A 26,516-nucleotide genomic window follows, 5' to 3' on the forward strand; every position below is an offset into this window, starting at 1 on the left:
GACACTGCCTATTGCGCGACGCCCGGACCTCCGCGCGACTCCAGGACCTGGCGAATGGCACGTGCCAGATCCGCCGGCCGGTACGGCTTGCTCAGCAGGGTGATATCAGGGTCGAGCCGACCGTCATGCATCATGGCGGCTTCCGGATAGCCCGACATATAGAGCACGGGCACGCCGGGACGCCGCTGGAGCACGGCATCGGCAAGTTGGCGGCCGCTCATGCCGCCGGGCATGACGACATCGGTAAAGAGCAGATCGAACGCCGTGCCCAGGTCGACGAGAGCGAGGGCCTCCGGACCATTGGGGGCCGCGATCGTGCGATAGCCGAAGCTCTTCAGCTGCGCTTCGACATAGTTGCGGACCAGTTCGTCGTCCTCGACCAGGAGGATGGTTTCCCTGCCGCGTTGCAGCTCGCCCTTCGTCACTACGCGTGTGGAGGCTGCGGCCTGGGTCGAGCGCGGCAGGTACAGGCTGAAGGTCGTCCCTGATCCTTCTTCGCTGTCGATTCGAATATGTCCGCCGGACTGCTTGATGAAGCCATACACCATGCTCAAGCCGAGGCCTGTTCCTTTGCCAAGCTCCTTGGTCGTGAAGAACGGTTCGAAGATCTTGTCCCGGATTGTCAGCGGAATCCCCGAGCCGGTGTCGCTCACCGTCACCAGGACGAAGTCGCCGAGCGCATTGTCCGGTCCTGGATTGTCGGGGCCAAAGCTCACATTCGCGGTGCCGAACGAGATCTTGCCTCCGCCCGCCATCGCGTCGCGGGCATTGACGGCGAGGTTGATCAGGGCAGTCGAGAGCTGGCCCGGGTCGATCAGCGCATGCCAGCAATCGGTCTGCAGCGTGGAGCCGACCTCGATGTGCTCGCCCAGCGTTGGCCGCAGCAGCTTTGCGGTATCGACAATGAGATTGTTGACGTCGACGTTGCGGGGTTGCAGCGGCTGCCTGCGCGCGAAGGCGAGGAGCTGCATCGTCAGATCGGCGCCGCGCGTGGCGGCGTCGTCGATCATATGTGCAATGGCGACGAGGTCAGGCCGATCCGCAAGATCGTCGATCAGGATCTGGATGGTTCCGGTGATCACCGTCAGGATGTTGTTGAAGTCATGGGCGACGCCCCCGGTGAGCTGGCCGACGGCGTCCATCTTCTGCGCCTGGCGCAACTGCTGCTCGAGGCGCAGCCGCTGGCTGATGTCGCGTCCGATCACGATGATCAGCTCCTGGCCGCCCGTCGAGACGTGAGCGGCAGACATTTCGACATCGAGGCCCTTGTCGTCGGCGCCGCCCAGGCGAAGCTGCAGCAGACTCGTCGAATCCGGCGCCAGCAATCTGGCGACCTCGGTTGGGTCGGCAGCAACGAGCATGGATCGGAACGGCAGGCCGATGATCTGCTCCCGCGGCCGTCCCAGCATCACACCGGCAGTGCGGTTTGCCTCGATCACAAGGCCGCTTTGGTCAAGCACCAGGATTGCGTCATGCGCCTGCTCCATGAGCAGGCGGTATTTTTCCTCGGCCTGCTTTCGCGCGGTGAGGTCGAGCACGAACGAGACGCACTGATCGGACGACCCGGCCAGCGAGGCGGACCCGATCAGGACAGGAACGCGGCTGCCGTCTTTCCTGATGAACTCCTTCTCCCGCGAGGCGGTCTGCCCCGATGTCCTGAGCTGTTCGACCCGCTGCGTGTCTTCGTCGCGATATTCCGCCGGGGTCATATCGTTCCAGCGGATGGCCTTCGAGACCAGGTCCTGCCTGGAATATCCGGTCATGTTCAGGAAGGCGTCGTTGGCGTAGCTGATGTCGCCGCTGCCCTCCCAGAACAGGATGCCGATAATATTGGAATCGACGAGCCGGCGGATGCGCGCCTCGCGCTCCTGAAGATCGCGATAGAGCAGCGTGTTCTCCAGAGAGATCGCGGCCTGTGCCGCCAACAGGTCCAGCACCGCCACCCGATCCGGCGTGAAGGCGTGCGTCGTCAACGTGTTCTCCAGATACAGCAAGCCGATCAGCTTGGCTTGTTTCAGCAATGGCAGGCAGAGCATGGATCTCGGGTGTCGGCGACGCACATAGTCGTCACCGTAGAGCGGATCGGGCCGCGTTGCGTCGTCGACGATGAGAGGCTTTTGCGCGCGAATGACGTAGCGCAGCAGGGCCTCCGGACAATCCGGTGTCGAGAGCGAGGTTTGACGCATCGCGACCGTGAACACGTCGCCCCTGGATTGACCCTCCGCCTCGATAAGGAAGTCGTCGTGCCGCGACAGGATCAGCAGGCCGCGGTCGGCACCAGCGTTCTGCAGAACGATCTTCATCAGTGTCTCGATCAGCTTCGGCAGCTCGATTTCACTTGAGACGGCCTGAGACGCCTTCACCACGGTGGTAACGTCCATCTGCTGGATGGTCGGCCGGCTGCCGGAGCTGGTATCTTCGGCGACGTGGAGGCGCGGATAGAGGTGTTCGAGCTGCCTGACCTTTGGCTCGGCTCCCCAGCGGATAAATCCGTAGTGGGCATCGCGTAGATAGGCATTGGCGATCTTGTCGAAGCCGCGCGTCGTGTAGAATCGTCCGGCGAGCTCGTTTGCGATGGCTTCATTGTGAGGAAAGCCGTTTGCATGCGCCTCGGCGATCGCCCGGTCGTAGTATCGCATCGCATCGACCTCGCGACCTTCGATGCGGGCGATTTCAGCCGAGATGAGAGCGGCCCGGTCGGCGAAGTCTTCCGGGCTGATCTCGTCCAATTGCTGAAGCTCGCGGTGGTGGCGGGTCAGAGCGTCGTGATGCCGGGCTCGTTCGGCTGGGATGGCGACCTCGCAACACGCGGCCTCGGCCAAGGCCGCATAGAAGTGAAAGTCAACCCGATCGAACAGGGCTTTCGAGGTCCACAAGAGCTTGTCGGCCTTTGCTGCGGCAGCGATGGCGGTGGGATCGTTGGCAAGCACGCGTGCCTGCAGCTTGCGGGTCCAGTACCAGAATCCGGCCTGCTCCAGGTATGGCTCGGTCTCGAGACGACGTTCAAACTGCGCCTCGTTGAAGCCGGCGTCATCGAAGCTACCGAATTTCGCGGTGAGGCCGCGCAGCGACCGGATGAGCTGCAACTGCCCAATAATTCGATCCGCTGCAAGATCGACGTGCGCCCGGCGTGCGTAATCGAACCCCGCTTCGGCCTCCAGCTGCACTTCGGCAAGCGGATCGCCGCAAGCGAGAAGGTGCGTCAGGTGATGATGGCGGGTGAAGCTCGCATAGTTCACGTCGCCGACTTGCTGCGCAGCGTCGAAGGCGCGCTTCAGCCACGGGCGTCCTGTCCTCACATCTCGCGTCCAGCTGCCGAAGCCGAGATAGACGCGGGCTTTGAACCGGTCCAGTCCGTGCGTCTCGACCAGATCGAGGCCGAGCTGGGCAAAGCGATAGCCGGCAGCGTAGTCGCCAAAGTCGGGACCGAGCACGGTGGCGAGCACGATGTAGGCGAGACACGAGGCATCGGAGTTGCCGTATTGCAAGCTGAGATTGGCCATGCGTCCGATGATCAGGCGTCGCAAGCCCTCATCGATGTACCAGGCCGGCGAAACCAGCACCGTAAGGACATCCATCGTTCCGCGCGCGACCGGATCAGTCATCTGCGGCAGATCGAGCAGGGCCTCGATCGGACGGTCGCCGATCGCCTGCCACATCCGCTGATATTCTCGCTGGACTTCATCCGGCGTTGGATGCGCGGACCAGTCGATGCCGACGCGCCGCAGATAGTCGAGCGCGGTCTCGACGTTGCGATCGCTGGGCTCCATCCGCAGCCGGGTGACCGCCGCGAGATCGGGCAGGGTGGCCGCTCGTTCCGCCAATTCGGCGAGGCGCGTGTTCGCCGTCGCGTGGTCGCCTGCGAGGAATTCGCATTCGGCGCGCTGCAGCGCCAGCGCGAAGCTGAGCGTGTAATGTTGCTCCCAGCGATCCCCGGGCAGCATGGCTTCGCCGGCCGCGAAGTGAGCGTGCGCCATGGCGAAGGCCGTTGCGGCCTTGGCGCGGCGACCGGCGAGCAGATTGAGCTCCGCCAGCCTGACGCGCTCCTCCGGTGCCGTGATCAAGGCTGCGCCGCGGTTGAGTTGGCTGACGATCTCGAAGACGTGTTCTTCGATCGTTTCAGGCGCGGCTCTCGCTGCGAACAAGCGGCCGATGCGCAGATGCGCCGCGGCCCGTCCTTGCTCCGGAATCAGTGCATAGGCCGCCTCCTGAAACCGGTCGTGGACGAAGCGATAGGCGCCAGCTTGCGGCTCGACGAATTCCTGGCGAACGGCAGGCCACAGATCGGCGTTGACCTGATCATCGGAGGCGTCGAGCACGATCGAAAGCACTGCCACCTCGGCGACATTTCCGAGGCAGGCCATCTGCTGCAGAGCCGTGCGTGTCGCCAGGGGCAGCCGGGTGAGCTTCCCCAGCATGAGGTCGATGACGTTGTCGGTGTATCGCTTGGCGTGAATCCGCTCGAGGTCCCAGGCCCAGCGCACGGCATCATGGTCGAACGCAAGCAGGCCTTCGTCGACCAGCGAGAACATGAACTGGATGGCGAAGAACGGATTGCCTGCGGTCTTCTCGTGCACGAGCTGGATCAGCGGCGCAGCGTGACTCGGCTCGCAACGGAGCGTGTCCGCCAGCAACTGGCCGAGGTGCCTGCGACCGAGCGGCGCGAGCTTGATCTCCACCACCCCTCGCCCGCGCGCCTTGATGGCCTCGCGCATGCGCATGACGGGATGAGCGGAATCCACCTCGTTGTCCCGGTAAGCACCGATCAGCATCAGGTGCTTCAGCTCTGACCGCGTCAGGATGTCCTCGAGCAGCTCGAACGTCGCCATATCAAGCCATTGCAAATCATCGAGGAACAGCACCAGGGGATGTTCGGCCCGCGCAAACACGCCGATGAACTGTTCGATCACGCGGTGAAAGCGGCTTTGCGCGTGCTGGAGCGGCAGCTCGGTGACAGGCGGCTGCTCGCCGATGACGGCCTTCAGCTCCGGAACCAGGTCCACGACGAGCTGTCCGTTTGGACCAAGCGCGCCGAGCAGGGCCTGGCGCCACTCGCTCAGCTCGGCGTCGCGTTTGCCGAGAAGAGGACGGACGAGGCCCTGGAATGCCTTGGCGAGCGTGGCGTAGGGGATGTCGCGTTTGTGCTGGTCGAATTTGCCTGACGCAAACAGGCCGTGCGACGGCACCAGCACCTTGTGCAGCTCGTTGACGACAGATGACTTGCCGATGCCGGAATATCCGGCGATCAGCGCAAGCTCCGGCGCGCCGCTCTTGGCAATGCGTTCGAACGAGGCGAACAACGTCTCGCACTCGGATGTCCTTCCGTACAGCTTCTCGGGTACGAGAAGTCGGTCCGGCGTGTCGTGCTGGCCCAGCGGGAAGTCGTCGATGGAACGCCGAAGCTCCCATTCTGCGAGGCAGCGTTGCAGATCCCGCTCGGCGCCGCCGGCGGTCTGGTAGCGCTCTTCCGCCATCTTGGAGAGCAGCTTCATGATCAGCCTGGACACCGTGCCGGGCACGTTGCTGCATCGCTTGGCCGGCGCATCGGGCTCCCTTGCGACGTGACAATGCACCCATTCCATCGGATCATCAGCGGCGAATGGCAGCGAGCCGGTGACCATCTGGTAGAGCGTGACGCCGAGCGAGTAGAGATCACTCCGCGAGTCGATCGAGCGGTTCATGCGTCCCGTCTGCTCGGGAGAGATGTAAGCGAGCGTACCGGCGATCTGCTCGTGCGCTGCCGCGGACAGCCGTTCGCGGGGGCGGCGTGTTGCGAATCCGAAGCCGGTGAGATGCACGCCGCCATTGTTGCGGCTCACCAGGATATTTGCCGGTTTGATATCCTTGTGCACCAGGCCCTGTTGATGGACCTTGCCCAGCGCGGCGGCGATCTGGATCGCGAGACGCAGGAAGCTGCCCGTCTCCATGGGTGCGTCCGTCAGCCAAGTCAGCGGTTCGCCGCCGCGATCCTCGAGGATGAGAATGGTGCGGCCGTGATCCTGCAGCAGCTCGAGCGGCTTCGCCGCCCAGGCACCATCCAGTTCGTCCCTCAGCGCAAATTCGTGAGCCAGCCGGTCGAGGCTTTGCGGGCTTGGATGTTCCGCGGCCGGAACGACGGCCAGCACGACCTGCCGGTCACCGTCCATGCGTTCGCGGGAGGTGCGGCACAGCAGAATCCCGTCTTCGTCGCAGAGAACCTGCGGACCGTGGGCCCAGCCGGTGCCCATAAACGATGAGAGATTCATATCCGTAGACCGTGCCGTCGCCGGGTTCAGGTCCGAACCGTAACAGGCTCGCCCGGTCCCCCACCTCATCCTCCGCAAGACCGCTCCGATGCGGCAACGCGCGCCGTTATCGTTGCTTTAGTTTCCGCGTGCGGGACGCATGAAGGGCAGGACGCACGTGCAACGCTTGGCACGATAAGGCTGGCCCCTCACGCCGTCATTCCGGTACCCGGTCCGATCGGCGAGGCCGGGCACCGTTAAATCGTATCATTTGCCTCAATCTCGTCAACGGACGGCCGACGAGACTTCGCAAAGTCCATTCGAGCACGTCGGCATGTAACAGAGGTCTCCTGCGGGTGACATCGCAACCTAGAGGAGAGAACGAGCGTCGGTGCTGGGCTGAAGCGACAATTCAGTTCTTTCAATTGGTTAGATGTTCGTGCCGGCCGAGCTCTCGGACCAGCTGAAAACGCAGGTCCGGATCACGAGGGCAGAGCACTTGCGAAACCCATCGTGTTTCGATGGGTTTCGTTACGCTCCTACAAAACCTTCGTGTTCCGATACCAGCTCGCAATATTCCACGTCGTGACGTCCCACCCCGAGATGTCAGTCATCAGGCCATCGACGGCGCCGCCGACGATGTAGCGTGAGAGCAGCGGCAGGAAGATGTTGGCCTCGCAGAAGATCTCATCGACCTTGATCAGCAGCGCGGCGCGCTTGACGGGATCGAGCTCGTTCTGCGCGGCCTTGTAGGCCTTGTCGGCCTCCGGGTCGGACCAGCGCGAGACGTTGCGGCCGAGCCATTTGTTGTCCTTGCTCGCGATTTCCCAGGAGACGCACTGGTTCAGGAACCGCTCCGGATCGGGCTGGGGCTGCGTCGCATTGTACATTTCCATGTCGCAGTAGAATTTCGAGTAGGTGTCGGGATTGCCGACATCCGAGGAGAAGAACACCGACGCCGTGACCGATTTGAGTTCGATCTCGATCCCGGCCTTCTGGCAGGCCTGCTTGATGATGGCCTGTGCCTTCTGGCGTGGCGCGTTGATCGAGGTCTGGAACACGTATTTCAGTTGCTTGCCGTCCCTCGTACGAATGCCGTCGGCACCAGCCTTCCAGCCGGCCTCGTCGAGAATCTTGTTCGCCTTCTCGATGTTGAATTCGTATTTCAGCTTGCCCGATTTGAACTGCGGCGGCTGGTTGACGAAGCTCGCCGTTGCGACGGCGGCGCGGCCGTAGATGAACTTCTGGATTCCTTCGCGGTCAATCAGCAGGTTGAGTGCCCGCCGCACGGCCGGATCGGACAGCGTCGGGTGCTTCGTCCTGGCGTTGGATCGTTCGCCGTCAACCTCGGTCCAGGGGTCCGTGGTGTTGAGGATGACGAACTCGATGCCGCCGGCGGTCGTGTACTCGACCTTGCCTTTGCCACCGGCCTCCATGCGCTTGAGGATCTCGTCCTCGACCAGCAGATTCCACGCATAATCGTATTCGCCGGTCTGTAGCACGGCGCGCGCGGCAGAGACTGCATCTCCGCCGCCCTTGATCTCGAACGTGTCGAAAAAAGGCTGGTTCTTGACGTGATAATCAGGATTGCGTTCGGCCCGGAGCAGATCGCCCGGCTTGAACTCGACGAATTTGTAGGGACCGGTGCCGACCGGCTTCAGATTGCCCGGCGCGTCGCGCGATTTCGCACCGGCATAGTCGCCGAAATGATGCTTCGGCAGGATCTGGCCCACCGAGCCGACGAAGGGATCGGCCCAGAACGGGGTTGGCGCCTTGAAGATCACCTTGACGGTGTGGTCGTCGATCCTCTCGACAATGATGTCCTTGTAGGATCCCGTGGTGTAGGCGGCCGTCGCCAGGTCGGCGGCATAGGTCCAGGTGAAGACGACGTCGTCGGCGGTGAAGGGCTTGCCGTCATGCCATCTCACGCCCTGCTTCAGCTTCCAGATCACGCTGGTGCCGTCACCCGACAGCCCGCCATTCGCCTTGGTCGGGATCTCGGCGGCAAGACAGGGGAAGAGATTGCCCTCCTTGTCCCAGCCGGCGAGCGGCTCGAAGAAGATGCGTGAGGCGACCTGGTCCTTGGTGCCCAGCGCGAAATGCGGATTGAGCAAGGTGGGCGCCTGCCAGACCAGCATCCTGAGCGGACCACCGCCGCCGGCTTTCGTCGGCTTGTAGGCCAGTGTGGCATTAGCCATCGCCACGTCGTTCCAGAGCAGGATCTGGCTCGCAATTGGCGCCGTGATCCCCGCTGCGGCCATCGTCTGGATGAAGGAGCGCCGCGACAGCGTGCCCTGCTTCACCTCCGCGATGAGCCCGCGGATGTCGTTTTCGTCCATCGGATGACCTCCACCTGCCACAACAACAGTCGTCACCGGCGGAGCCATCATGTTGCATCGTTGTGTGGGCAGCAATGCCGACAATGGTGGAAAGCGGTGCGACGAAATGCCGAGCCAGGACCGCGGTTAGTGTCCATCCAGAGAACGAGAAGACGCATCTCCAAGTTCGAACGCAGCCAGAAGATCGATGCCGGTGCCCCTTGCTCCGTCATTGCGAGCGCAGCGAAGCAATCCAGAATCCCTCCGCGGCGACAGTCTGGATTGCTTCGCTGCGCTCGCAATGACGCGGTTGGAAGCAGCGTGCTTCAAAAGGGCTGCGGTCCGCGGGAGGCGGCCATGCGCGCGGTTCCGCGCATCGGTATTCCGTTGCCCTGTATGCGCGGGCCTCACTATATTGGCGAACGATGCAACCGGAGCGGCCTGCGCGGCGCTTCCAGCGATTGAGGGCCACGCGATGGACGATACGATTGGCTTCCCCGACCCCGGCCTCGATTTGTCGGATGGCTTCAAGCCGCACACCTCGCATTGGGGCGTGTTTTCCGCACGCAATGGCGCGGCCGGGCTGGAGGTGAGAGCCTATGGCGGCGACCCCGATCCGAGCGGCATCATCGACAATTTCCCCGGCGCTCTGCGCCATCAGGCCCGTGTTGCGCAGCCCGCCATCCGCAAGGGCTGGCTCGAGCGTGGGCCCGGGCCCGATGACAGGCGCGGCCGCGACGAATTCGTCTCCGTCAGCTGGGAGAAGGCGCTGGACCTGCTCGGCGACGAGCTCGCGCGCATCCGCGACACGCGCGGCCCCGGCGCCGTGTTCGGCGGCTCCTATGGCTGGTCGAGCGCGGGCCGCTTCCATCACGCGCAGAGCCAGGTGCATCGCTTCCTCAACATCGCCATGGGCGGCTATGTCCGCTCGGTGAATTCCTATTCGTCCGGCGCGTCCTCCGTGCTGCTGCCGCAGATCCTGGCGGGCTATGAGGACATCACCAAGCGCAACGTCACCTGGGAGCAGGTCGCCGAAAAGACCGAGATTGTGCTCGCATTCGGCGGCATGGCGCTGAAGAACTCGATGGTGGCCGGCGGCTCGATCAGCAAGCATGTCGAACGCGGTGCGATGCAAGCAGCGCGCAAGCGCGGCTGCGAGTTCATCCTGATGAGCCCGCTGCGCGAGGATTTGCCGGCCGAGGCCGGTGCCGAGTGGATGACATGCACGCCCGGCACCGACACCGCACTGATGCTCGGCATGGTTCACACGCTGGTCAGCGAAGGCTTGCATGACCAGGCTTTCCTCGATCGCTACACGGAAGGCTGGCCGGTGTTCCTGCGCTATCTCACGGGCGAGAGCGATGGACAGCCCAAGCATGCCGAATGGGCTGCCGCGATCTGCGGCGTCGACGCGAGCGCGATCCGGACCCTGGCGCGGCGCCTTGCCGGCAAGCGCGCACTCATTACGGTCTCGCATTCGCTGCAGCGCGCCGAGCATGGCGAGCAGCCGGTCTGGATGGGCATGGTGCTGGCGGCAGCGCTCGGCCAGATCGGCCTTCCCGGCGGCGGCTACGCCTATTCGCTGGGCGCAATCGGCTATTACGGCCGCCGCGTCAACGACGTGCCGGGGCCGACGCTCGGGCAGGGGCGTAACGGCGTCAGGGATTTCATTCCGGTGGCGCGCATCGCCGACATGCTGCTCAAACCCGGCAGCACTTACCGCTACAATGGCGAGACGCGCACCTATCCAGACATTCGCCTGGTCTATTGGGCCGGCGGCAATCCGTTCCATCACCACCAGGACATCAACCGCCTGCGCAAGGCTTTTGCGAAAGTCGACACGCTCGTCGTGCACGAGCTCGCCTGGACTGCGACCGCGCGCCATGCCGACATCGTGCTGCCCTCGACCATGACGCTGGAGCGCGAGGACATCGGCTATTCCAGCAGCGATCCCTTGATGGTCGCGATGCACCGCATCGCCGAGCCGTTCGGGCTGGCACGCGACGACTACGAGATCTTTGCCGATCTCGCCGATCGCCTCGGCGCCCGCGAGCCTTTCACGGAAGGGCGCAGCTCGCGGCAATGGCTGGAGCATCTCTACGAGCCGACCCGCGCCTCGCTCGCCAAGCGCGGGCTTGAGGCCCCGAGTTTCGAAGAATTCTGGAAGCGCGGCAGCCTGGTCGTGCCGCAGCAGCCCGACGACGGCGGAAGGTTGCGCAGCTTTCGCGAAGATCCGGTCGCGCATCCGCTGCCGACGCCGAGCGGACGCATCGAGATCTACTCGGCGAAGATCGCCGGCCATGGCGATGCGGATTGTCCCGGCCATCCGGTCTGGCTCGAGAAGAGCGATATGCCCAAGCCCGGCGCGCCGTGCTTCCTCGTCGCCAACCAGCCGGTGACGCGGCTGCACAGCCAACTCGATTTCGGCGGGCATTCGCTGGGCGCAAAGCATCGCGGCCGCGAGGTCGCGCGGATGAATCCGCGGGATGCAGATGCGCGCGGCATCAAAGACGGCGACGTCATCCGCCTGTTCAATGCGCGCGGCGCGTGCCTCGCCGCGGTGCATGTCACCGATGGCATCGCGCCCGGCGTCGTGCAATTGCCGACCGGCGCCTGGTACGACCCGATGGACCCTGAGGACGACGCGCCGCTCTGTGTGCACGGCAATCCGAACGTGCTCACCCGCGACGTCGGCACCTCGTCCTTTGCGCAAGGCTGCACCGGCCAGCTCACCACGGTGGAGGTGGAGAAGTTCACCGGCAACCTGCCGCCGATCCGGGCGTTCGATCCGGTGTAGGCACACAGGGCGGTGGACGTGCGACCGCGTCAGCGCGCGTTCGCGATTGCCAGCGCGGCGTCCACCGCATTCTCCAGGATCTCGTCCGACAATTGCCCGTCGTTGACGGCGCGCGACAATTGCAGCGCGCCGACCATGGTCGAATAGATCGTGATCGCCTTGCGCCGCCGCTCATCCGGGGTGCCTTGCCTGATCTGCTTTGCCATCAGCCCGACGATGTCGGAGACCTTGCCGGTAAAGGCCTCGCGCGTTGCCTTGGGGTGCCGCGCGATTTCGGCAACCAGCGCGGCGGTCGGGCAGCCCGTGCCGGCGTGGTCGCGGTGACGTGTCGAGAGATAGTCGCGGATCACGGTTTCGACCGCGACGCCATTCTCGAGATTGGCCTTGTGCCGCTCCTCGCGGCGGGTGAGGGCATCGGTCAGCACCTCCCGCACCAGCTCCTCCTTGGAGGCGAAGTGGGTGTAGAAGGCGCCGTTGGTCAGGCCGGCCTCCGACATGATGCCGGCGAGCCCAACCGCGGCGATCCCGCTCTCGCGGAACTGCGCCGAGGCGACCTCGAGGATGTGCCGGCGGGTCTCGTCCTTGTGTCCCTTATCGTAGCGCATGGTCCCTCAGCTCCCTCCCGACCTCCGCCCAAGGACACGGCCACGGGATCGTGAGCTGTTCTCTATTGCATTACGATCATAATAATACATTATGAGCATAATGCAATGGCTGCTGCGGCAGCCCCGGAACAGAACAGGATCTCAGCAATGTCAGTCGAGGACGTCGCGGCGCAGCCTATGTCCGCCCTGGAGGCCCCTGTGCGCAGCGTGGCAGCGCCTCGCACCGTGGCGCCGACCGCCGACCAGCGCCGTGCCGCGCTTCTTGCCGCGCCGATCCTGCCGACGCTGCTCAAGCTCGCCGCGCCGACCGTGACCGTGCTGGTGGCGCAGACCGCGGTGAATATCGCCGAGGCCTACTATGTCGGCTATCTCGGCACCGATGCGTTGGCGGGTGCCGCACTGGTGTTCCCGATCTTCATGCTGATGACCATGATGTCGAATGGCGGGTTCGGCTCGGGCGTCGCCTCGTCGTTGGCGCGCGCGGTCGGCGCGGGCCGTCGCGACGACGCCGATGCGGCGCTGTTCCACGCCGTCGTGCTTGCGATCATCGCGGGAGGGGTGTTCACGCTTGGCGTGCACTTCGGCGGCCCGGCGCTGTTCCGAACGCTCGGCGGCCGCGACGGTGCGCTCGATGCGGCCGTCACCTATTCCAGCTATCTGTTCGCCGGCGCGATTCCTGTGTGGATCGTCAACCTCCAGGCCGCCGCGTTGCGCGGATCCGGCAACGTCAAGGTGCCTGCGCTGGTGACGTTGATCGGCGCGATCGTGACCATTCCGGTCTCGCCGCTGCTGATCTTCGGCTTCGGCCCGGTGCCGAGGCTCGGCATCGGCGGCGCAGGCATTGCCTTCGGTCTCTATTACGGCGCGGCGATGCTGTTCCTGCTGCGCTACATGTCCTCGGGCTCCTCCGGGCTGCGGCTGCACGTCGTGCCGCTGCGCGCGAAGATCTTTGGCGACATGCTCAAGGTCGGCATCCCCACCGCGTTCAATGCCGTGCTGACCAACCTCACCGTCATCCTCGTCACCGGCGCGGTCGGCCTGTTCGGCACCTCGGCGCTTGCCGGCTACGGCATCGCCTCGCGGCTCGACTACATCATGATCCCGCTGCTGTTCGGCCTCAGCACCGCGACGTTGACCATGGTCGGCGTCAACATGGGCGCGGGCCAGATTGCGCGAGCGCAGCGGATCGGCTGGGTCAGCGGCGCCGCGGGCATGATCATGACCGGCTCGATCGGCCTGATGGTCGCGATTGTTCCGACAGCCTGGTTGCATCTGTTCAGCCATGACGCCGGCGTCGCGGACGAAGGCATGATTTACCTGCGCATCGTCGCGCCGGCCTATGCGGCGCTGGGATTCGGCTTTGTCGTGTCGTTCGCGGTGCAGGGCACCGGTCGCGCGCTCGGTCCACTCGTCGGCTCCGTCGTGCGCATCCTGATTGCGGCCGGCGGCGGCTGGATCGCGGTGGCAAGCTTCGGGGTGGGAATGGCAGGGCTTGCCATCATGGTCACGGTATCGCTTGTCGCCTACGCTGCGATCTGCGTGTGGATCATGCTGTCGCCGTCGACCTGGCGTGCCGAGCCGCGCGCCTAGGAAGGCTTGCACCAGCCCCAATTTGCGATCATTTCCCATTTGCCGGCGAACGGAGAAGTGTTGCCCGTCGTCGGCGGTCAATATGGATATTCATTTCATTGATTTCGTCCGGCGGAGAAGCGAATACGGTTCCCATCGATAAGTCATGGAGACCAAGATGTCGCTTCGCCCCACCCTGATCCTCGCTACCGTGCTCGCCGCGTGGACGGCGGCAAGCTCAGCCGAGACCATCAAGATCGGCGTGACGCCGGGTCCTCATGCGCAGATTCTGGAGGCCGTAAAGCCGATCGCCGCCAAGCAGGGCCTCGACATCCAGCTCATCGAGTTCTCTGATTACGTGGTGCCGAACGCCGCGCTCGATGCCGGCGAGATCCAGGCCAATTCGTTCCAGAACCAGCCTTACCTGGACAACCAGAAGGCCGATCGCGGCTACAAGATCGAGGCGGTTGGCCTCACCGTGAACTTCCCGATCGGCGTCTATTCCAAGAAGCACAAGGCCTTCGCTGACATTCCCGACGGCGGCAAGGTCTCGATCCCCAACGATCCGACCAATGGCGGCCGCGTCCTGCTGCTGTTGCGCGACAAGGGCGTGATCAAGCTGAAGGACGGTGTCGGCTTCAAGCCGATCGTGCTCGATATCACCGAGAATCCGAAGAAGCTGAAATTCATCGAGGTCGACGCGGCGCAGGCGCCGCGCGCGCTCGATGATGTCGACGCCGCCGCGATCAACACCAATTATGCAACCCAGGCGGGCCTGGATCCGGTCAAGGATCCGATTCTGCGCGAGGACCCCAAGGGTCCCTACGTCAACCTGATCGCAGTGCGCAGCGCCGACAAGGACAAGCCCTGGGTCAAGATCCTGGTCGACAGCTATCACACGCCCGAGGTGAAGGAGTTCGTCCTCACCAAGTTCAAGGGCGCGGTGCTGCCGAGCTGGTAGGCAGCCTGCTTAGCCAAAGGTCTAGCGCTGGGGTGCGATCCCGGCGGGCAGCCTTGCGCTTTGCCCGCTTGTCTCCAGCGCCGGCAACCGACATCATCGGGATCCATCCTCGCCCGACAGGGGTCGTATGAAACGTCTTGCAAATCTGAAACGCCTGGGATTCTTCACGCGACTGCTCGATGAGGCCCCGCCGGCCGAGCGCTATCGCTTCGCCGCCGAGCAGATCGTACGTGCCGAGAAGGCCGGCCTCGATTCCGCGTGGATCGCGCAGCACCATTTTCACGAGCGCGAGGGCGGACTGCCGTCGCCCTTCACCTTCCTCGGCTATGTCGCCGCCCAGACCTCGCGCATCCGCCTCGGCACCGGCATCGTCACCCTGCCGCTGGAGAGCGCGGTGCGGGTGGCGGAGGACGCCGCAGTGCTCGATCTGCTCTGCAACGGCCGCTTCGAGCTCGGGGTCGGCACCGGCGGGAACCCGTCGGCCTTTGCCGCCTTCGGCCTCGACGGCGCCCAGCGCAACGAGATCTTTGCGCGCAATCTCGAGGTGGTCCGCAAGGCGCTGACCGGCAAGCCGCTCGAGGGCGGCGACACGCTCTACCCGCAGCGGCCGCAACTAGACAAGCGCATCTGGCAAGCGACGTTCTCGGTCGCGGGCGGGGCCCGCGCCGGCAAGGCCGGCGACGGCCTCTTGCTGTCGCGCACCCAGCCGCGGGCCAAGGACGCGCCAAACGCGACGCTCGCCGAGATCCAGAACCCGATCATCGACGCCTATCTCGCCGCGCTGCCGCCGGGCACTGAACCGCGCATCATGGCCTCGCGCAGCGTGTTCGTCGCCGATGATCATCGCGAGGCGATGCGTCTTGCCGATATCGGGCTGCGCCGCGCGCTGCCGCAATTCATGAAAAGCGGGCATCTTCCCCCGGGCGAGACGCTGGAGGAAATGATCGCGGCGTTCGACACCCATGTCGGCGGCGCCGACGAGGTTATCGCCTCGCTACGTACCGATGCGACGCTGGAGCGGATCACCGATCTCGTCTTCCAGGTCCATTCCGTCGATGCGCCGCACCCCTACGTGCTGCGCTCGATCGAGCTCGTGGCCGACAAGGTCGCGCCGGCGCTGGGCTGGACCAGGACCGCGCCCGAAGTAGCCCTCGCCGGCTAGTCGGGCTTTGATGGATTTCACGAGGCTTCATGATGAGTACGCCTGATATCATCGACACGCTCGCCGGGATCAAGCCGGGATCGGCGCTGGACGCCATCCGCGCCAAGCGCCTGCAAGCGCGCGAGAACGCGCAGAAGAGCTATCTCTCCCTGTTCGAACCGATCGACGCCGGCGAATTCTCGCTGCTCGAGCGCGCCGCGATCGCGGCCTTCGTGACCGGGCTCCATGGCGAGTCCCCGGTTGCCAGCTTCTATCGCGACAAGCTTGCGGCGACCGCCGGCGGCGCGGCTCTGGTCAAGACCGTCGACGCCGAGATCGCGCGGGGCAAGACCTCGGGTCCGTATGGCTCGTTTCCGGCGGGCCCCCTCTCGGTCGAGAATACGGCAGGCCTGATTTATCGCGTTGACGCGGATAGCAAGTCCGCGCTCGGTCCCCGGCTCGTCGCGGCGCTCGAGCACGCCCATCTTTTGGTGTTCCGGCCACGCGATGCGGCGGCCGCCGACATGAAGGCGCTGCAGGCGGCCGGCTGGTCGACCACCGGCATCGTCACCTTCTCCCAACTCGTCGCGTTCCTGTCGTTTCAGGTGCGCGTCGTCAGCGGCTTGCGCACGCTTGCAGCAGTGAACGCATAAGAGGAGGCCGCTATCATGAACGCCACCGTCAATCCGCCTGATGTCTTCACCCAGGATGAGCTCGGCTGGGTCTCCTGGATCGAGCCGCTGCCCGAGGCCGAGCTGACCGAGCGGCACTATGCCGGCCTCGTCGACCGCGCCCGCGCCAAGTCGGAATATTTTCGTCTCCTGGTGCGCGACCCCGAAGTGCTGGAAGCTCGCACCAAGACCGACAAGGACATCTTCTACAACGTCGCCGACGGCCTGCCGCGCGCCGAGCGCGAGCTCGCGGCGGCTGCCACCTCGCGCTACAATGGCTGCATCTATTGCGCCTCGGTGCATGCGCGCTTCGCCAGCACCTATTCCAAGCGCCGTGACGACGTGCAGAAGCTGCTCGACGAGGGCGTCAAGGCCGATCTCGGCGAACGCTGGAACGCCGTGGTCAAGGCCTCGGTGGCGCTGGCGTCGACGCCGATCGCGTTCGGCCCCGACAATATCAGGGAGCTGCGCAGTGCGGGCCTCGACGATGCCGAGATCGTCGACGTCATCAACGGCGCCTCGTTCTTCAACTGGGCCAACCGGCTGATGCTGTCGCTGGGCGAGCCCTCGAAATAGTCACCGGCACAAGACTTGCTGCTTGTTTGTAAGACTAGAGCTTTCAACACCTGACTGGATGGAGCCGCACATGAGCAACATCAATCGCCGAACCCTGGTCAAAGGCTCGCTCGCCATGATGGCGGGCGCCGCCTTCTCGCGCGCAGCCCTCGCGGACGCCGATCCGATCCTGCTCGGCGTCAGCGGCCCGCTGACGGGGCCGAATGCACAATATGGCACGCAATGGAAGCAGGGCTTTGATCTCGCGCTGGACGAGATCACGGCCGCCGGCGGCATCAACGGCCGCAAGCTTGCCTATACCTTCGAGGATAGCCAGAGCGATCCGCGCCAGTCGGTGGCGATCGCGCAGAAGTTCGTGTCCGATCCCCGCATCGTGCTTGAGCTCGGCGATTTCTCCAGCCCCGCCTCGATGGCGGCCTCGCCGATCTATCAGCGCGGCGGCCTCGTGCAGTTCGGCTTCACCAATTCGCACCCCGACTTCACCAAGGGCGGCGACTTCATGTGGAGCACGTCGGTCAGCCAGGCCGACGAGCAGCCGCTGCTGGCGCGCTATGCGGTGAAGAGTCTCGGCCTGAAGAAGCTTGCGGTGCTGCATCTCAACACCGATTGGGGCCGCACCAGCCGCGACTATTTCAACAACGCCGCCAAGGAATATGGCGCGGAGATCGTCGTCACCGAAGGCTATATCGCCGAGGAGCGCGATTTCCGCTCCACGCTGGTGCGGGTGCGCGATGCCAATCCGGACGGCTTGGTGCTGATCTCCTATTATTCCGATGGTGCGCTGATCGCGCGCCAGGCGCGTCAGGTCGGGCTGAAGCAGGTGATCTGCGCCGCCAGCTCCGTCTATTCGCCGAAATTCCTGGAGCTCGGCGGCGACGCCGTCGAGGACGTCCATGTCGGCACACGCTATTTCCCGGAGGACAAGCGGCCCGAGGTGCAGAACTTCATTGCCGGCTTCAAGAAAAAGTACAACGGGCAGGAGCCCGACGCGTTCAACGCCTACGCCTATGATGCGATGAACATGGCGGCCGCGGTGATCAGGATCGGCGGCACCGACCGCAAGGCGATCCGCGATGCCTTCGCCAAGGTCAAGGACGTCCCGAGCGTGATCTTCGGCACCGCGACCTTTGACGTTGCCACCCGTCGCATCAAGGGCGCCATGAACGCCGAGCTGGTCGTGCGCAACGGCAAGTTCGCGCTTTGGGACGGCAAGCCCACCTGACCTGACGGCCGGAGCTCTCGCTCCGGCCTTTCTCCCCTTCATTAGGAACCCTGCGTGTCTTCCTGGCTCGACTACACCATCAACGGGCTGATCGTCGGTAACGTCTACGCCCTCGTTGCAGTCGGGCTCGCGCTGATCTTCGGCGTCAGCCGGCTGATCAACTTTGCGCAGGGCTCGATCTATCTCGTCGGCGCCTATATCGGCTGGGTCGCGGTGGTGCAGCTGCACACGCCGCTGCCGCTCACCATCATCTTCGTCGCGGTGGTGGCCGCTTTGGTCGGGTTGATCATCGAGCGCTTCGGCCTGCGGCCGCTGCAGAACTCGGTGCGGATCGCGCCGCTGCTGGCGACCATCGGCATCAGCTTCGTGCTCGACCAATTGGTCATGCTGACCTTCTCGCCCAATCCGCGCGCGCTGCCGAGCCAATTGCCTGATGTCCGCTTCCAGGTCGGCGGCGGCACCATCGGGCCGCTCGATCTCCTGATTGCCGGCGTCGGCATCTCCAGCGCGCTCTTGCTGTTCGTGTTCCTGCGCTACACCAAGCTCGGCTGGGCGGTGCGCGCCGCCTCGCAGGACCGCGACGCCGCGATGCAGATGGGCGTCGACGTCAACCGCGTCAATCAGACCGTGTTCGGCATCGCGGCCGCCCTCGGCGGCGTCTCCGGCCTCCTGGTCGGCATGTACTACAACCAGATCGACACCGCGATGAGCCTGCAGGCGACGCTGAAGGGCGTCGTCGCTGAAGTCGTCGGCGGTGCCGGCAACGTGCCGGGCGCCGTGGTCGGCAGCATGCTGCTGGGCCTGGTCGAGAGCTACGGCGTCGCCGTGTTCGGCACCAGCTATCGCAATCTGTTCGCCTTCCTGCTGCTGGTCGTCGTGCTGGTGCTGCGGCCGAACGGCCTGTTTGCCAGCGCCCGGCAGGCGCCGCCCGAGCCGCTCACCGGCACGTTCATTGCGCCGAGCCGACCGTTGCGCATTCCGCGCTGGGCCTTGGCCGTCGCGGTCGCCGCGTTCGCGATCCTGCCGCTGCTGCCGGTGTCGTTCTACGTGCTCCAGACCCTGATCAACGCCTGGCTGCTCGGCATGCTCGCGCTGAGCCTGACGCTGGTCGCCGGCACGATCGGCCAGGTCTCGCTCGGACACGCCGCGCTGCTCGCGATTGGCGCCTATACCTCCGCGCTGCTGTCGCTGACGCTCAACGTCCCGGTCGGCCTTGCCATCATCGCCGGCGGCCTGATGAGCGCCGCGCTCGGCACGATCCTGATCTCGCCGTCATTCCGCTTGCGCGGCCACTACGTCTCGATCGCGACGCTCGCCATCGGCGAGATCGTGTCGCTGGTGATCCTGAACTGGGAAAGCGTCACGCGAGGGCCGATCGGCATTTCCGGCATCCCGCCGCTGTCGCTGTTCGGCTACGATCTGATCAGCCCGGCCTCGGTCTACTGGTTCGCATTCGCCGTCATGGTCGTGCTCGCGTTGCTGCAGGCGCGCCTGCTCGGCTCGCATCTCGGCCGCAGCTTTCGCGCCATTCGCGATGACGACATCGCGGCGCGTGCCTATGGGCTGAGCCTGAACCGCTACAAATCGCTCGCCTTCATCTTCGGCGGCTTCGCCGCCGGCCTCAGCGGCGGCATCGCCGCGCATCTTTACTCCTATATCAACCATGAAACCTTCAACACGCAGCAATCCATCCTGGCGCTGACGGTCGTGATCCTCGGCGGCCTCGGCAATGTCGTCGGTGCCATCGTCGGCGCGGTGGCGCTGGTCGGCATCCCCGAAATGTTCCGGGTCGCGGCGGAGTACCGCATCCTGATCTACGGCATCGTGCTGCTGCTGCTCGTGCGATTCAGGCCGCAGGGCCTGTTGGGGACGATCTGATGGCGGAAGCGCACGCACCGTTGTTGTCCCTGCGCGGGTTGACGCGTCGCTTCGGCGGCCTCACGGCCGTTGACGGCATCGATCTCGATCTCGCCAAGGGCGGACTCGTCAGCATCATCGGCCCCAACGGCGCCGGCAAGACCACGCTGTTCAATCTCGTCACCGGGCTCGACCGGCCGGATGCGGGCCAGGTTCGCTTCGAGGGACAGGACATCACCGGCCTCTCGCCGGAGCGGCTCGCCGCGCAAGGCATCGCGCGCACCTTCCAGCTCGGCCGTGTCTTTGGCAATCTCAGCGTGATGGACAACGTCCTGATCGGCGCCCATACGCGCCTGCGTGCCGTGAAGCCGGCCGTGCCTGTGATCGGCCCGTTGCTGGAATTGGGCTTGGCGCTGCTGCGCCCTTCGAGCGTCAGGCAGGAGGAAGAGCGGCTGCGCGAAGAGGTCAAAGCCATCCTCGCCCGCTTCGGCGAGCGCCTGTTGCCGCGCATTGACCAGCCGGCCTATAGCCTGTCTTACGCCAACCGCCGCCGCGTCGAGATCGCGCGTGCGCTCGCGCTCAAGCCGCGCCTGTTGCTGCTGGACGAGCCGACCGCCGGCATGAACCCGAGCGAGACCGCGGAAATGCAGGCCCTCGTCGCCGAGCTGAAAGCAGAGGGGCTGACCATCCTGCTGATCGAGCACAAGCTTGAGATGGTGATGCAGCTCTCGGATCGCGTCATCGTCATGGACGAAGGCAAGAAGATCGCGGAAGGGCCGGGCGAGGTGGTGCGCAGCGATCCCAAGGTGATCGAGGCCTATCTCGGCCACGGGCTAGCAGGGGCGGCGGAGCAGGAGAGCGCGGCATGACCACGGGCGCAGCCGAACCGCTGCTGGCACTGACTGACGTCAACACGTTCTATGGCCAGGCCCAGGTCCATTTCGACTTGTCGATATCAGTCGGCCGCGGCCACATCGTCTGCCTGCTCGGCGGCAATGCCAGCGGCAAGTCGACGACCATGAAGATCATCCTGGGTCTGGTGAAGCCGCGCTCCGGCGAGGTGACGTTCGACGGCGCCTCGCTGATCGGCCTCACCACGCCGCAGATTGTCCGCCGCGGTATCGCCTCGGTGCCCGAGGCGCGGCGGCTGTTCGCCGATATGAGCGTGCGCGAAAACATCCTGATGGGCGCCTTCGTGCGCAACGACCGCGACGCCGTGGCGCAGGATCTCGACAAGATGCTGACGCTGTTTCCGAAGCTCGGCCAGCGGCTGTCGCAGCGCGCCGGCTCCTTGTCCGGCGGCGAGCAGCAGATGGTGGCGATGGCGCGCGCGCTGATGAGCCGGCCGCGCCTGATCGTGATGGATGAGCCGACCATGGGCCTGTCGCCGCTCTATGTCGACCGCGTGTTGGAATTGATCCGCACCATCAACCGGGACGGTGTCTCGATCTTCATGGTCGAGCAGAACGCCAGCCTCGCCCTCGAGATCGCGCACGAGGCCTATGTGCTCCAGACCGGCAAGATCGTGCTCTCGGGCCCGGCGCGCACGCTGAAGGACGATCCTCGCGTTCGCGACGCCTATCTCGGCGGCTCCGAGGCCGCGTAGCTTGGCCTCGGCCTGCCGGGGAAGGATGGCCGCAAGCACCGCTGCTCTTGCGCGATTGCACTGGTCAGTATGACCATCTTATGAAAAGATCATACCGTTGGCGCAATGAGGCGTGCGGGCGGAATGCGGGTCGTGACGAGATGGTCTATGCGGACGATTGAGTCCGGAACGGTGCTGCTGTTCGGCGGGCTCGTCGCCGCCAACATCGCCGCGTGGATTTGGGCTTTCGCGGCGTTCGGTGACCGGCCCGCGGTGATGGCGACGGCGCTGCTCGCCTGGGTGTTCGGCCTGCGCCACGCCGTCGATGCCGACCACATCGCCGCCATCGACAATGTCGTGCGCAAGCAGATGCAGGCGGGCGATATGCCGCGCAGTGTCGGTCTCTATTTCGCGCTCGGCCATTCCACCATCGTCGTGGTCGCAACCATGCTGCTGGCGCTCGGCGTGGTCAGCCTTGGTGGCGACAGCCTGCTCAAGGATATCGGCAGCCTGATCGGCACCTCGGTGTCGGCGCTGTTCCTCCTGGTGATCGCAGCGATCAACCTCGCCATCTTCGCCCGCCTGTGGCGGACGTTTCGCGCCGCGCGCGAGCAGGGCGTCCACGACGCCGCAGGTTCGGAGGCACTGCTCGGCCATCGCGGCTTTCTCGCGCGCCTGCTCGGCCCGATGTTCCGCCTGGTGACGAAGCCCTGGCACATGTTTCCGCTCGGATTGCTGTTCGGTCTCGGCTTCGATACCGCGACCGAGATCGGCCTGCTCAGCATCTCCGCCACCGAAGCGGCACGCGGTGCTTCGTTCGCCGACATCCTGGTTTTCCCCGCGCTGTTCGCATCAGGCATGGCGCTGGTCGATACCGCCGATTCCGCGCTGATGGTCAGCGCCTATCGCTGGGCCTTCGTCGATCCCATGCGCAAGCTCTGGTACAACCTCACCATCACAGGCGCATCCGTCGCGGTCGCGCTGTTGATCGGCGGCATTGAGGCGCTCGGCCTGATCAGCGACCGGCTCGGATTTAATGGCGGCGTGTGGGCGCTGGTCGATGGTCTCAACGCGTCGCTTGCCAATGTCGGCTTCGCCGTGATCGCGCTGTTCGTGATCGCCTGGCTGGTTTCGAGCCTGCTCTACCGCCGCATCTTCGCGACGGCCTGAGGGCGTCAAGCCGACGCCGCGCTCGGCATCTGCTCGGCCGGCTGGTCGTCGCCGTGGGGATCACCCGGCGCGGTCGCCCAGGCCAATTCCACCAGCGTCACGATCCTGCGTCCGCCGCCGTCGAGCTGGACCACGATCAGGCCCTGCTCCTCCATATAGCCGAGCAGACGCTGCGCCCGGCGCAGCGAGTGCGAGCCATAGGCGCGGGCGATCGCGGCATCGCCGGGGCAGGGCCAGCCTTCCTTGGCGGCGCGCGCGATCATCATGAACACGCCCTGCATGTCGTCGGGCAGGATCGAGGCGCGCAAGCTCACCTCCTGCCAGGCATCGTCCTCGGCGATGTCGGTGCCGAGGCCCGCGCGCGCATGCGTCAGCATGCGACGGAATTCGGTGAGGTCAGGTACGGCCGCGCCGAGGCCTTCGATGCGGCAGCGAACCACGAATTCCTGATAGAGCACGCCGATGGCGCGGAAGCCGGCATCGGGCGCAGCCAGCACGGCGCGCAGCGTGCGATCGACGCGCTCGCGCCGTTCTGCGAGTTCCTCGGCGCTGACCGGCACCTCGACCTCTTCGGGGCTGATCTCGGGCGCTGCCGCCTTGGCTGCGCGGAGCTGCTCCAGCAGGTCGGGCGCCGGCCGGCGCTGCGGCCGGCTCGCATCCGGCGGCGGCGCGGCCAGGATCACGGCGCGCGCATCCTCCAGCGTCGCTTCGGGCAGCGGCATCAGCCGCGGGGTCGAATTGCGCGGGGATGTTTCGGTCGGGCCGATGTTCAGCCGCAGCGGGCGGCGCGACAGCGCAGGCCCCAGCGCCATGAACTGTCCGCGTTCGAGATCGCGAAAGGCCTCCGCCTGCCGCCGCTCCATGCCGAGCAGATCGGCAGCGCGCGCCATGTCGATGTCGAGGAAGGTCCGGCCCATCAGGAAGTTCGAGGCCTCGGCCGCGACGTTCTTGGCGAGCTTGGCCAGACGCTGCGTCGCGATGATGCCGGCAAGGCCGCGCTTGCGGCCGCGGCACATCAGATTGGTCATGGCACCCAGCGAGAGCTTTCGCGCCTCGTCTGAAACTTCGCCGGCGACAGCAGGCGCAAACAGCTGCGCCTCGTCGACCACGACCAGCATCGGGTACCAATGATCTCGCTCGACGTCGAACAGGCCGCCGAGGAAGGCGGCCGCGCGCCGCATCTGGTTCTCGGCGTCCAGCCCCTCGAGATTGAGCACGGTGGAGACGCGATGCAGCCGGGCGCGCTCGCCGGCAACCTGCAGGCCGCGCTCGGTGTGATCCTCGGCCTCGATCACGAGGTGGCCGAAGCGCTCGGCCAGCGTGACGAAATCGCCTTCGGGGTCGATGATGGCCTGCTGCACCCAGGGCGCGCTCTGCTCCAGGAGGCGCCTGAGCAGATGCGACTTGCCGGAGCCGGAATTGCCCTGCACCAGGAGACGGGTCGCCAAGAGTTCCTCGAGGTCCATGGCCGCCCCGGCGCCCGCCGTGGTCAGCCCCATCTCGATCGCAACCGTCATGTCCCCGACTCAAAGCCCCGTCATTCGCGGCAAGGGCTTATCAACCGAAGCGGGATGCGTCGAGCGAAACAGCTGGGAACACGCCGTGTTGCCCACGGCGGAATTTCTGCTGGGATTTGAAAGCCGTAGTCCTGCGGGCGGGAACGACGGGCGGGATCGGTGCTGCATCCAGATTTCGGCTAAGCCGTAATTGGTCGAGAATTGACCCGCCGGCCCGGTCCGTGTGACGGAATATTCGCTCCCTCCTTGTATGCATTATCCCAGTTGCCAGCCCCGATCGGTTTGCCTTAGATGCTGCAACGCACCCGCGGATCACAGCCGGGGCCCAAAAATCACACAAGATATCGAGGGGACGATCATGGCGCGCAACGTACTGATTTTGGGAGCTTCCTACGGCTCCCTGCTGGGCACCAAGCTCTTGATGGCCGGGCACAACGTGACCCTGGTCTGCCGCGCCAAGACTGCGGAGCTGATCAACCGCGACGGCACCGAGGTGCGCATCAAGCTGCGCGACGAAGCGGTGCACCGCGCGATCTTCTCGCGCGACCTGCCGGGCAAGCTGGATGCGGTGACGCCGCAGAATGTGGACGTGTCGCGCTATGACCTTGTTGGCCTGGCGATGCAGGAGCCGCAATACACCAACCACACAGTTCGCATGCTCATGGTCAAGATCGCCGCGGCGAAGCTGCCCTGCCTGTCGATCATGAACATGCCGCCGTTGCCTTATCTCAAGCGCATCCCGGCGCTCGCCGATATGGATCTGGAGGAGGCTTACACCAATGCGCAGGTGTGGGAGCGGTTCGAGCCCGGTCTGGTGACGCTGTGCTCGCCCGATCCGCAGGCCTTCCGTCCGCCGGAGGAAGCGGCGAACGTGCTGCATGTCGGCCTGCCCACCAACTTCAAGGCCTCGGTCTTCGCCGACGAGACGCACAACAAGGTGCTGCGCGAGCTCGAGGCCGACATCGATGCCGTGACGCTCGACGGCAAGGACGTGCCGGTGAAGCTGAAAGTGTTCTCGTCCCTGTTCGTGCCGCTGGCGAAATGGTCGATGCTGCTCACCGGCAATTACCGCTGCATCACGCCGAACGAACCGCAGTCGATCCGCGACGCCGTGCATGGCGATCTCAAGCGCTCGCAGACGATCTACGACCATGTCGACGCCATCGCCCGCCGGCTCGGCGCCGATCCCGCGGATCAGGTCCCTTTCGCGAAATACGCCAAAGCCGCCGAGAGCCTGCTCAAGCCCTCCTCGGCCGCGCGCGCGGTCGCGAGCGGAGCGCCCTTCATCGAGCGCGTCGACCTCCTGGTGAAGCTGATCTCGCATCAGCTCGGCGCGCCCAATGCCGAGATCGACCGCATGGTCGATACCGTCGACCAGAAGCTGAACGAGAAGATCGTGCAGGGCGGATCGGGTGCGCAGTAGCGGCCCACGGACTCTCCCCATCGTCATTCCGGGGCGACGCGCAGCATCGAGCCCGGAATCCATCGGGCCCCAGGTCACGCTGTGAAATGGATTCCGGGCTCGCGCCGAGAGGCGCGCCCCGGAATGACACGGAGAGGCCGGCGTGTCGCCCTCTGTCAATCCACGTGCGCAAAAATATTCCACTTTACCGAAATTCGGAAATAGCGTATGTATCGCCCATCCCGGCTCACCTTGAGGGGCGATCGTACGTCGTCACGCTTCGCGAGCCGGGGATGCGGTGGACGCGGCAGCGTCGGCACGAGAGGGTGCGGGCAGGGCGGGTAGTCCCTGTGAGCCCGAAACCGCGTGTGGATGAGCGGCGCTGTTGAGGTTCGTCTCGCCTGCATTCTTCCGGCAATGTCGACAACGCTGGGAGATAATGCGGTGAACCAGCGAACCGCGCGTACGGCAAAACCGTGTGGTCCCGGCCGTCGTCGCTACGGTCAAGCCTTTGCGGAGGTGTGGAGCGTCCAACCGGGCTGGCCACATCGTCAATTCGCGAGGCGAGGGAGGCCAGAAGGAATTCGGCTCCCGGGAGAGCGCGGCATAAGCCGTCAACCCATCGCGCAGGGAAGGCCGTGTGTTGGGCTTCACCTGTATGCTGCTGTGCGGTCTTCTTGCGCTACATTTTCGCGCAGCGGACCGCGGGTGCCAAGCCGGCACCCGGTCTTCCCTGCGCCCTCTTGATTGAGAGGGTGATCAAGCAAAGCTCGGGCGAAATGAGCCGCGAGGAGGCGAAGGCGTGTCTGCGATTGGAGCTGCTTGCCACAGGCGACGCTATCGTAGGGTGGGCAAAGCGAAGCGTGCCCACCACAAGCACATGGTGGGCACGGCGCTTGGC

At 65.1% G+C, this 26,516-nt stretch carries 16 protein-coding genes; 12 read left to right on the forward strand and 4 right to left on the reverse strand.

Going from position 1 to position 26,516, the window contains the following annotated elements; all coding sequences use genetic code 11:
- Positions 1-8: 8 nt before the first annotated feature.
- Positions 9-6,245 (reverse strand): AAA family ATPase, encoded by a 6,237-nt coding sequence (locus XH98_RS35050; protein WP_271621274.1) that lies wholly within the window; start codon positions 6,243-6,245, stop codon positions 9-11.
- Between the two features lie 518 nt (positions 6,246-6,763).
- Entirely contained in the window at positions 6,764-8,563 is a 1,800-nt protein-coding gene (locus XH98_RS35055; protein WP_271621275.1) for a peptide ABC transporter substrate-binding protein, read from the reverse strand.
- 454 nt (positions 8,564-9,017) lie between these two features.
- Between XH98_RS35055 and XH98_RS35060 the strand changes: the two genes are divergently transcribed.
- Positions 9,018-11,339 (forward strand): molybdopterin guanine dinucleotide-containing S/N-oxide reductase, encoded by a 2,322-nt coding sequence (locus tag XH98_RS35060; RefSeq protein ID WP_271621276.1) that lies wholly within the window; start codon positions 9,018-9,020, stop codon positions 11,337-11,339.
- Between the two features lie 29 nt (positions 11,340-11,368).
- Here the strand turns inward: XH98_RS35060 and XH98_RS35065 are convergent, their stop codons facing one another.
- On the reverse strand, positions 11,369-11,944 hold the full coding sequence (locus tag XH98_RS35065) for a TetR/AcrR family transcriptional regulator (protein WP_271621277.1): 576 nt from the start codon (positions 11,942-11,944) through the stop codon (positions 11,369-11,371).
- A gap of 147 nt (positions 11,945-12,091) precedes the next feature.
- Between XH98_RS35065 and XH98_RS35070 the strand changes: the two genes are divergently transcribed.
- From XH98_RS35070 to XH98_RS35115, 10 genes are all read left to right on the forward strand, one after another.
- Positions 12,092-13,534 (forward strand): MATE family efflux transporter, encoded by a 1,443-nt coding sequence (locus XH98_RS35070; protein WP_271621278.1) that lies wholly within the window; start codon positions 12,092-12,094, stop codon positions 13,532-13,534.
- Positions 13,535-13,679: 145 nt separating this feature from the next.
- The gene (locus XH98_RS35075; protein ID WP_271621279.1) at positions 13,680-14,474 is read left to right on the forward strand and encodes a MetQ/NlpA family ABC transporter substrate-binding protein; all 795 of its coding nucleotides are present in this window, start codon (positions 13,680-13,682) and stop codon (positions 14,472-14,474) included.
- A gap of 127 nt (positions 14,475-14,601) precedes the next feature.
- The gene (locus XH98_RS35080; RefSeq protein WP_271621280.1) at positions 14,602-15,636 is read left to right on the forward strand and encodes a putative FMN-dependent luciferase-like monooxygenase; all 1,035 of its coding nucleotides are present in this window, start codon (positions 14,602-14,604) and stop codon (positions 15,634-15,636) included.
- Positions 15,637-15,668: 32 nt separating this feature from the next.
- Positions 15,669-16,268: a CMD domain protein gene (locus tag XH98_RS35085; protein WP_271621281.1), complete on the forward strand. Its 600-nt coding sequence runs from the start codon at positions 15,669-15,671 to the stop codon at positions 16,266-16,268.
- 15 nt (positions 16,269-16,283) lie between these two features.
- A complete protein-coding gene (locus XH98_RS35090) occupies positions 16,284-16,862 on the forward strand; it encodes an alkylhydroperoxidase domain protein (RefSeq protein WP_057742801.1) in 579 nt (192 codons plus the stop codon).
- 70 nt (positions 16,863-16,932) lie between these two features.
- A complete protein-coding gene (locus XH98_RS35095; protein ID WP_271598242.1) occupies positions 16,933-18,084 on the forward strand; it encodes an ABC transporter substrate-binding protein in 1,152 nt (383 codons plus the stop codon).
- A gap of 54 nt (positions 18,085-18,138) precedes the next feature.
- Complete coding sequence (locus XH98_RS35100) at positions 18,139-19,962, forward strand: ABC transporter permease (protein ID WP_271621282.1); 1,824 nt, start codon at positions 18,139-18,141, stop codon at positions 19,960-19,962.
- Positions 19,962-20,810: an ABC transporter ATP-binding protein gene (locus tag XH98_RS35105; RefSeq protein ID WP_271621283.1), complete on the forward strand. Its 849-nt coding sequence runs from the start codon at positions 19,962-19,964 to the stop codon at positions 20,808-20,810. The genes XH98_RS35100 and XH98_RS35105 overlap by 1 nt, the downstream gene beginning before the upstream one ends.
- A complete protein-coding gene (locus tag XH98_RS35110) occupies positions 20,807-21,547 on the forward strand; it encodes an ABC transporter ATP-binding protein (RefSeq protein WP_271621284.1) in 741 nt (246 codons plus the stop codon). Before XH98_RS35105 ends, XH98_RS35110 begins: the two co-directional genes overlap by 4 nt.
- Positions 21,548-21,670: 123 nt before the next feature.
- Positions 21,671-22,696: a HoxN/HupN/NixA family nickel/cobalt transporter gene (locus tag XH98_RS35115; RefSeq protein ID WP_442868670.1), complete on the forward strand. Its 1,026-nt coding sequence runs from the start codon at positions 21,671-21,673 to the stop codon at positions 22,694-22,696.
- A 5-nt stretch (positions 22,697-22,701) separates the two neighbouring features.
- Here the strand turns inward: XH98_RS35115 and XH98_RS35120 are convergent, their stop codons facing one another.
- Positions 22,702-24,213: an ATP-binding protein gene (locus tag XH98_RS35120; RefSeq protein ID WP_271621286.1), complete on the reverse strand. Its 1,512-nt coding sequence runs from the start codon at positions 24,211-24,213 to the stop codon at positions 22,702-22,704.
- 358 nt (positions 24,214-24,571) lie between these two features.
- On the opposite strand from XH98_RS35120, the gene XH98_RS35125 reads away from it, so the two are divergent.
- Positions 24,572-25,636: a ketopantoate reductase family protein gene (locus XH98_RS35125; RefSeq protein WP_271621287.1), complete on the forward strand. Its 1,065-nt coding sequence runs from the start codon at positions 24,572-24,574 to the stop codon at positions 25,634-25,636.
- Positions 25,637-26,516 lie beyond the last annotated feature (880 nt).

The sequence above is a fragment of the Bradyrhizobium sp. CCBAU 51745 genome (assembly GCF_028128715.1).
GTDB lineage: Bacteria > Pseudomonadota > Alphaproteobacteria > Rhizobiales > Xanthobacteraceae > Bradyrhizobium > Bradyrhizobium manausense.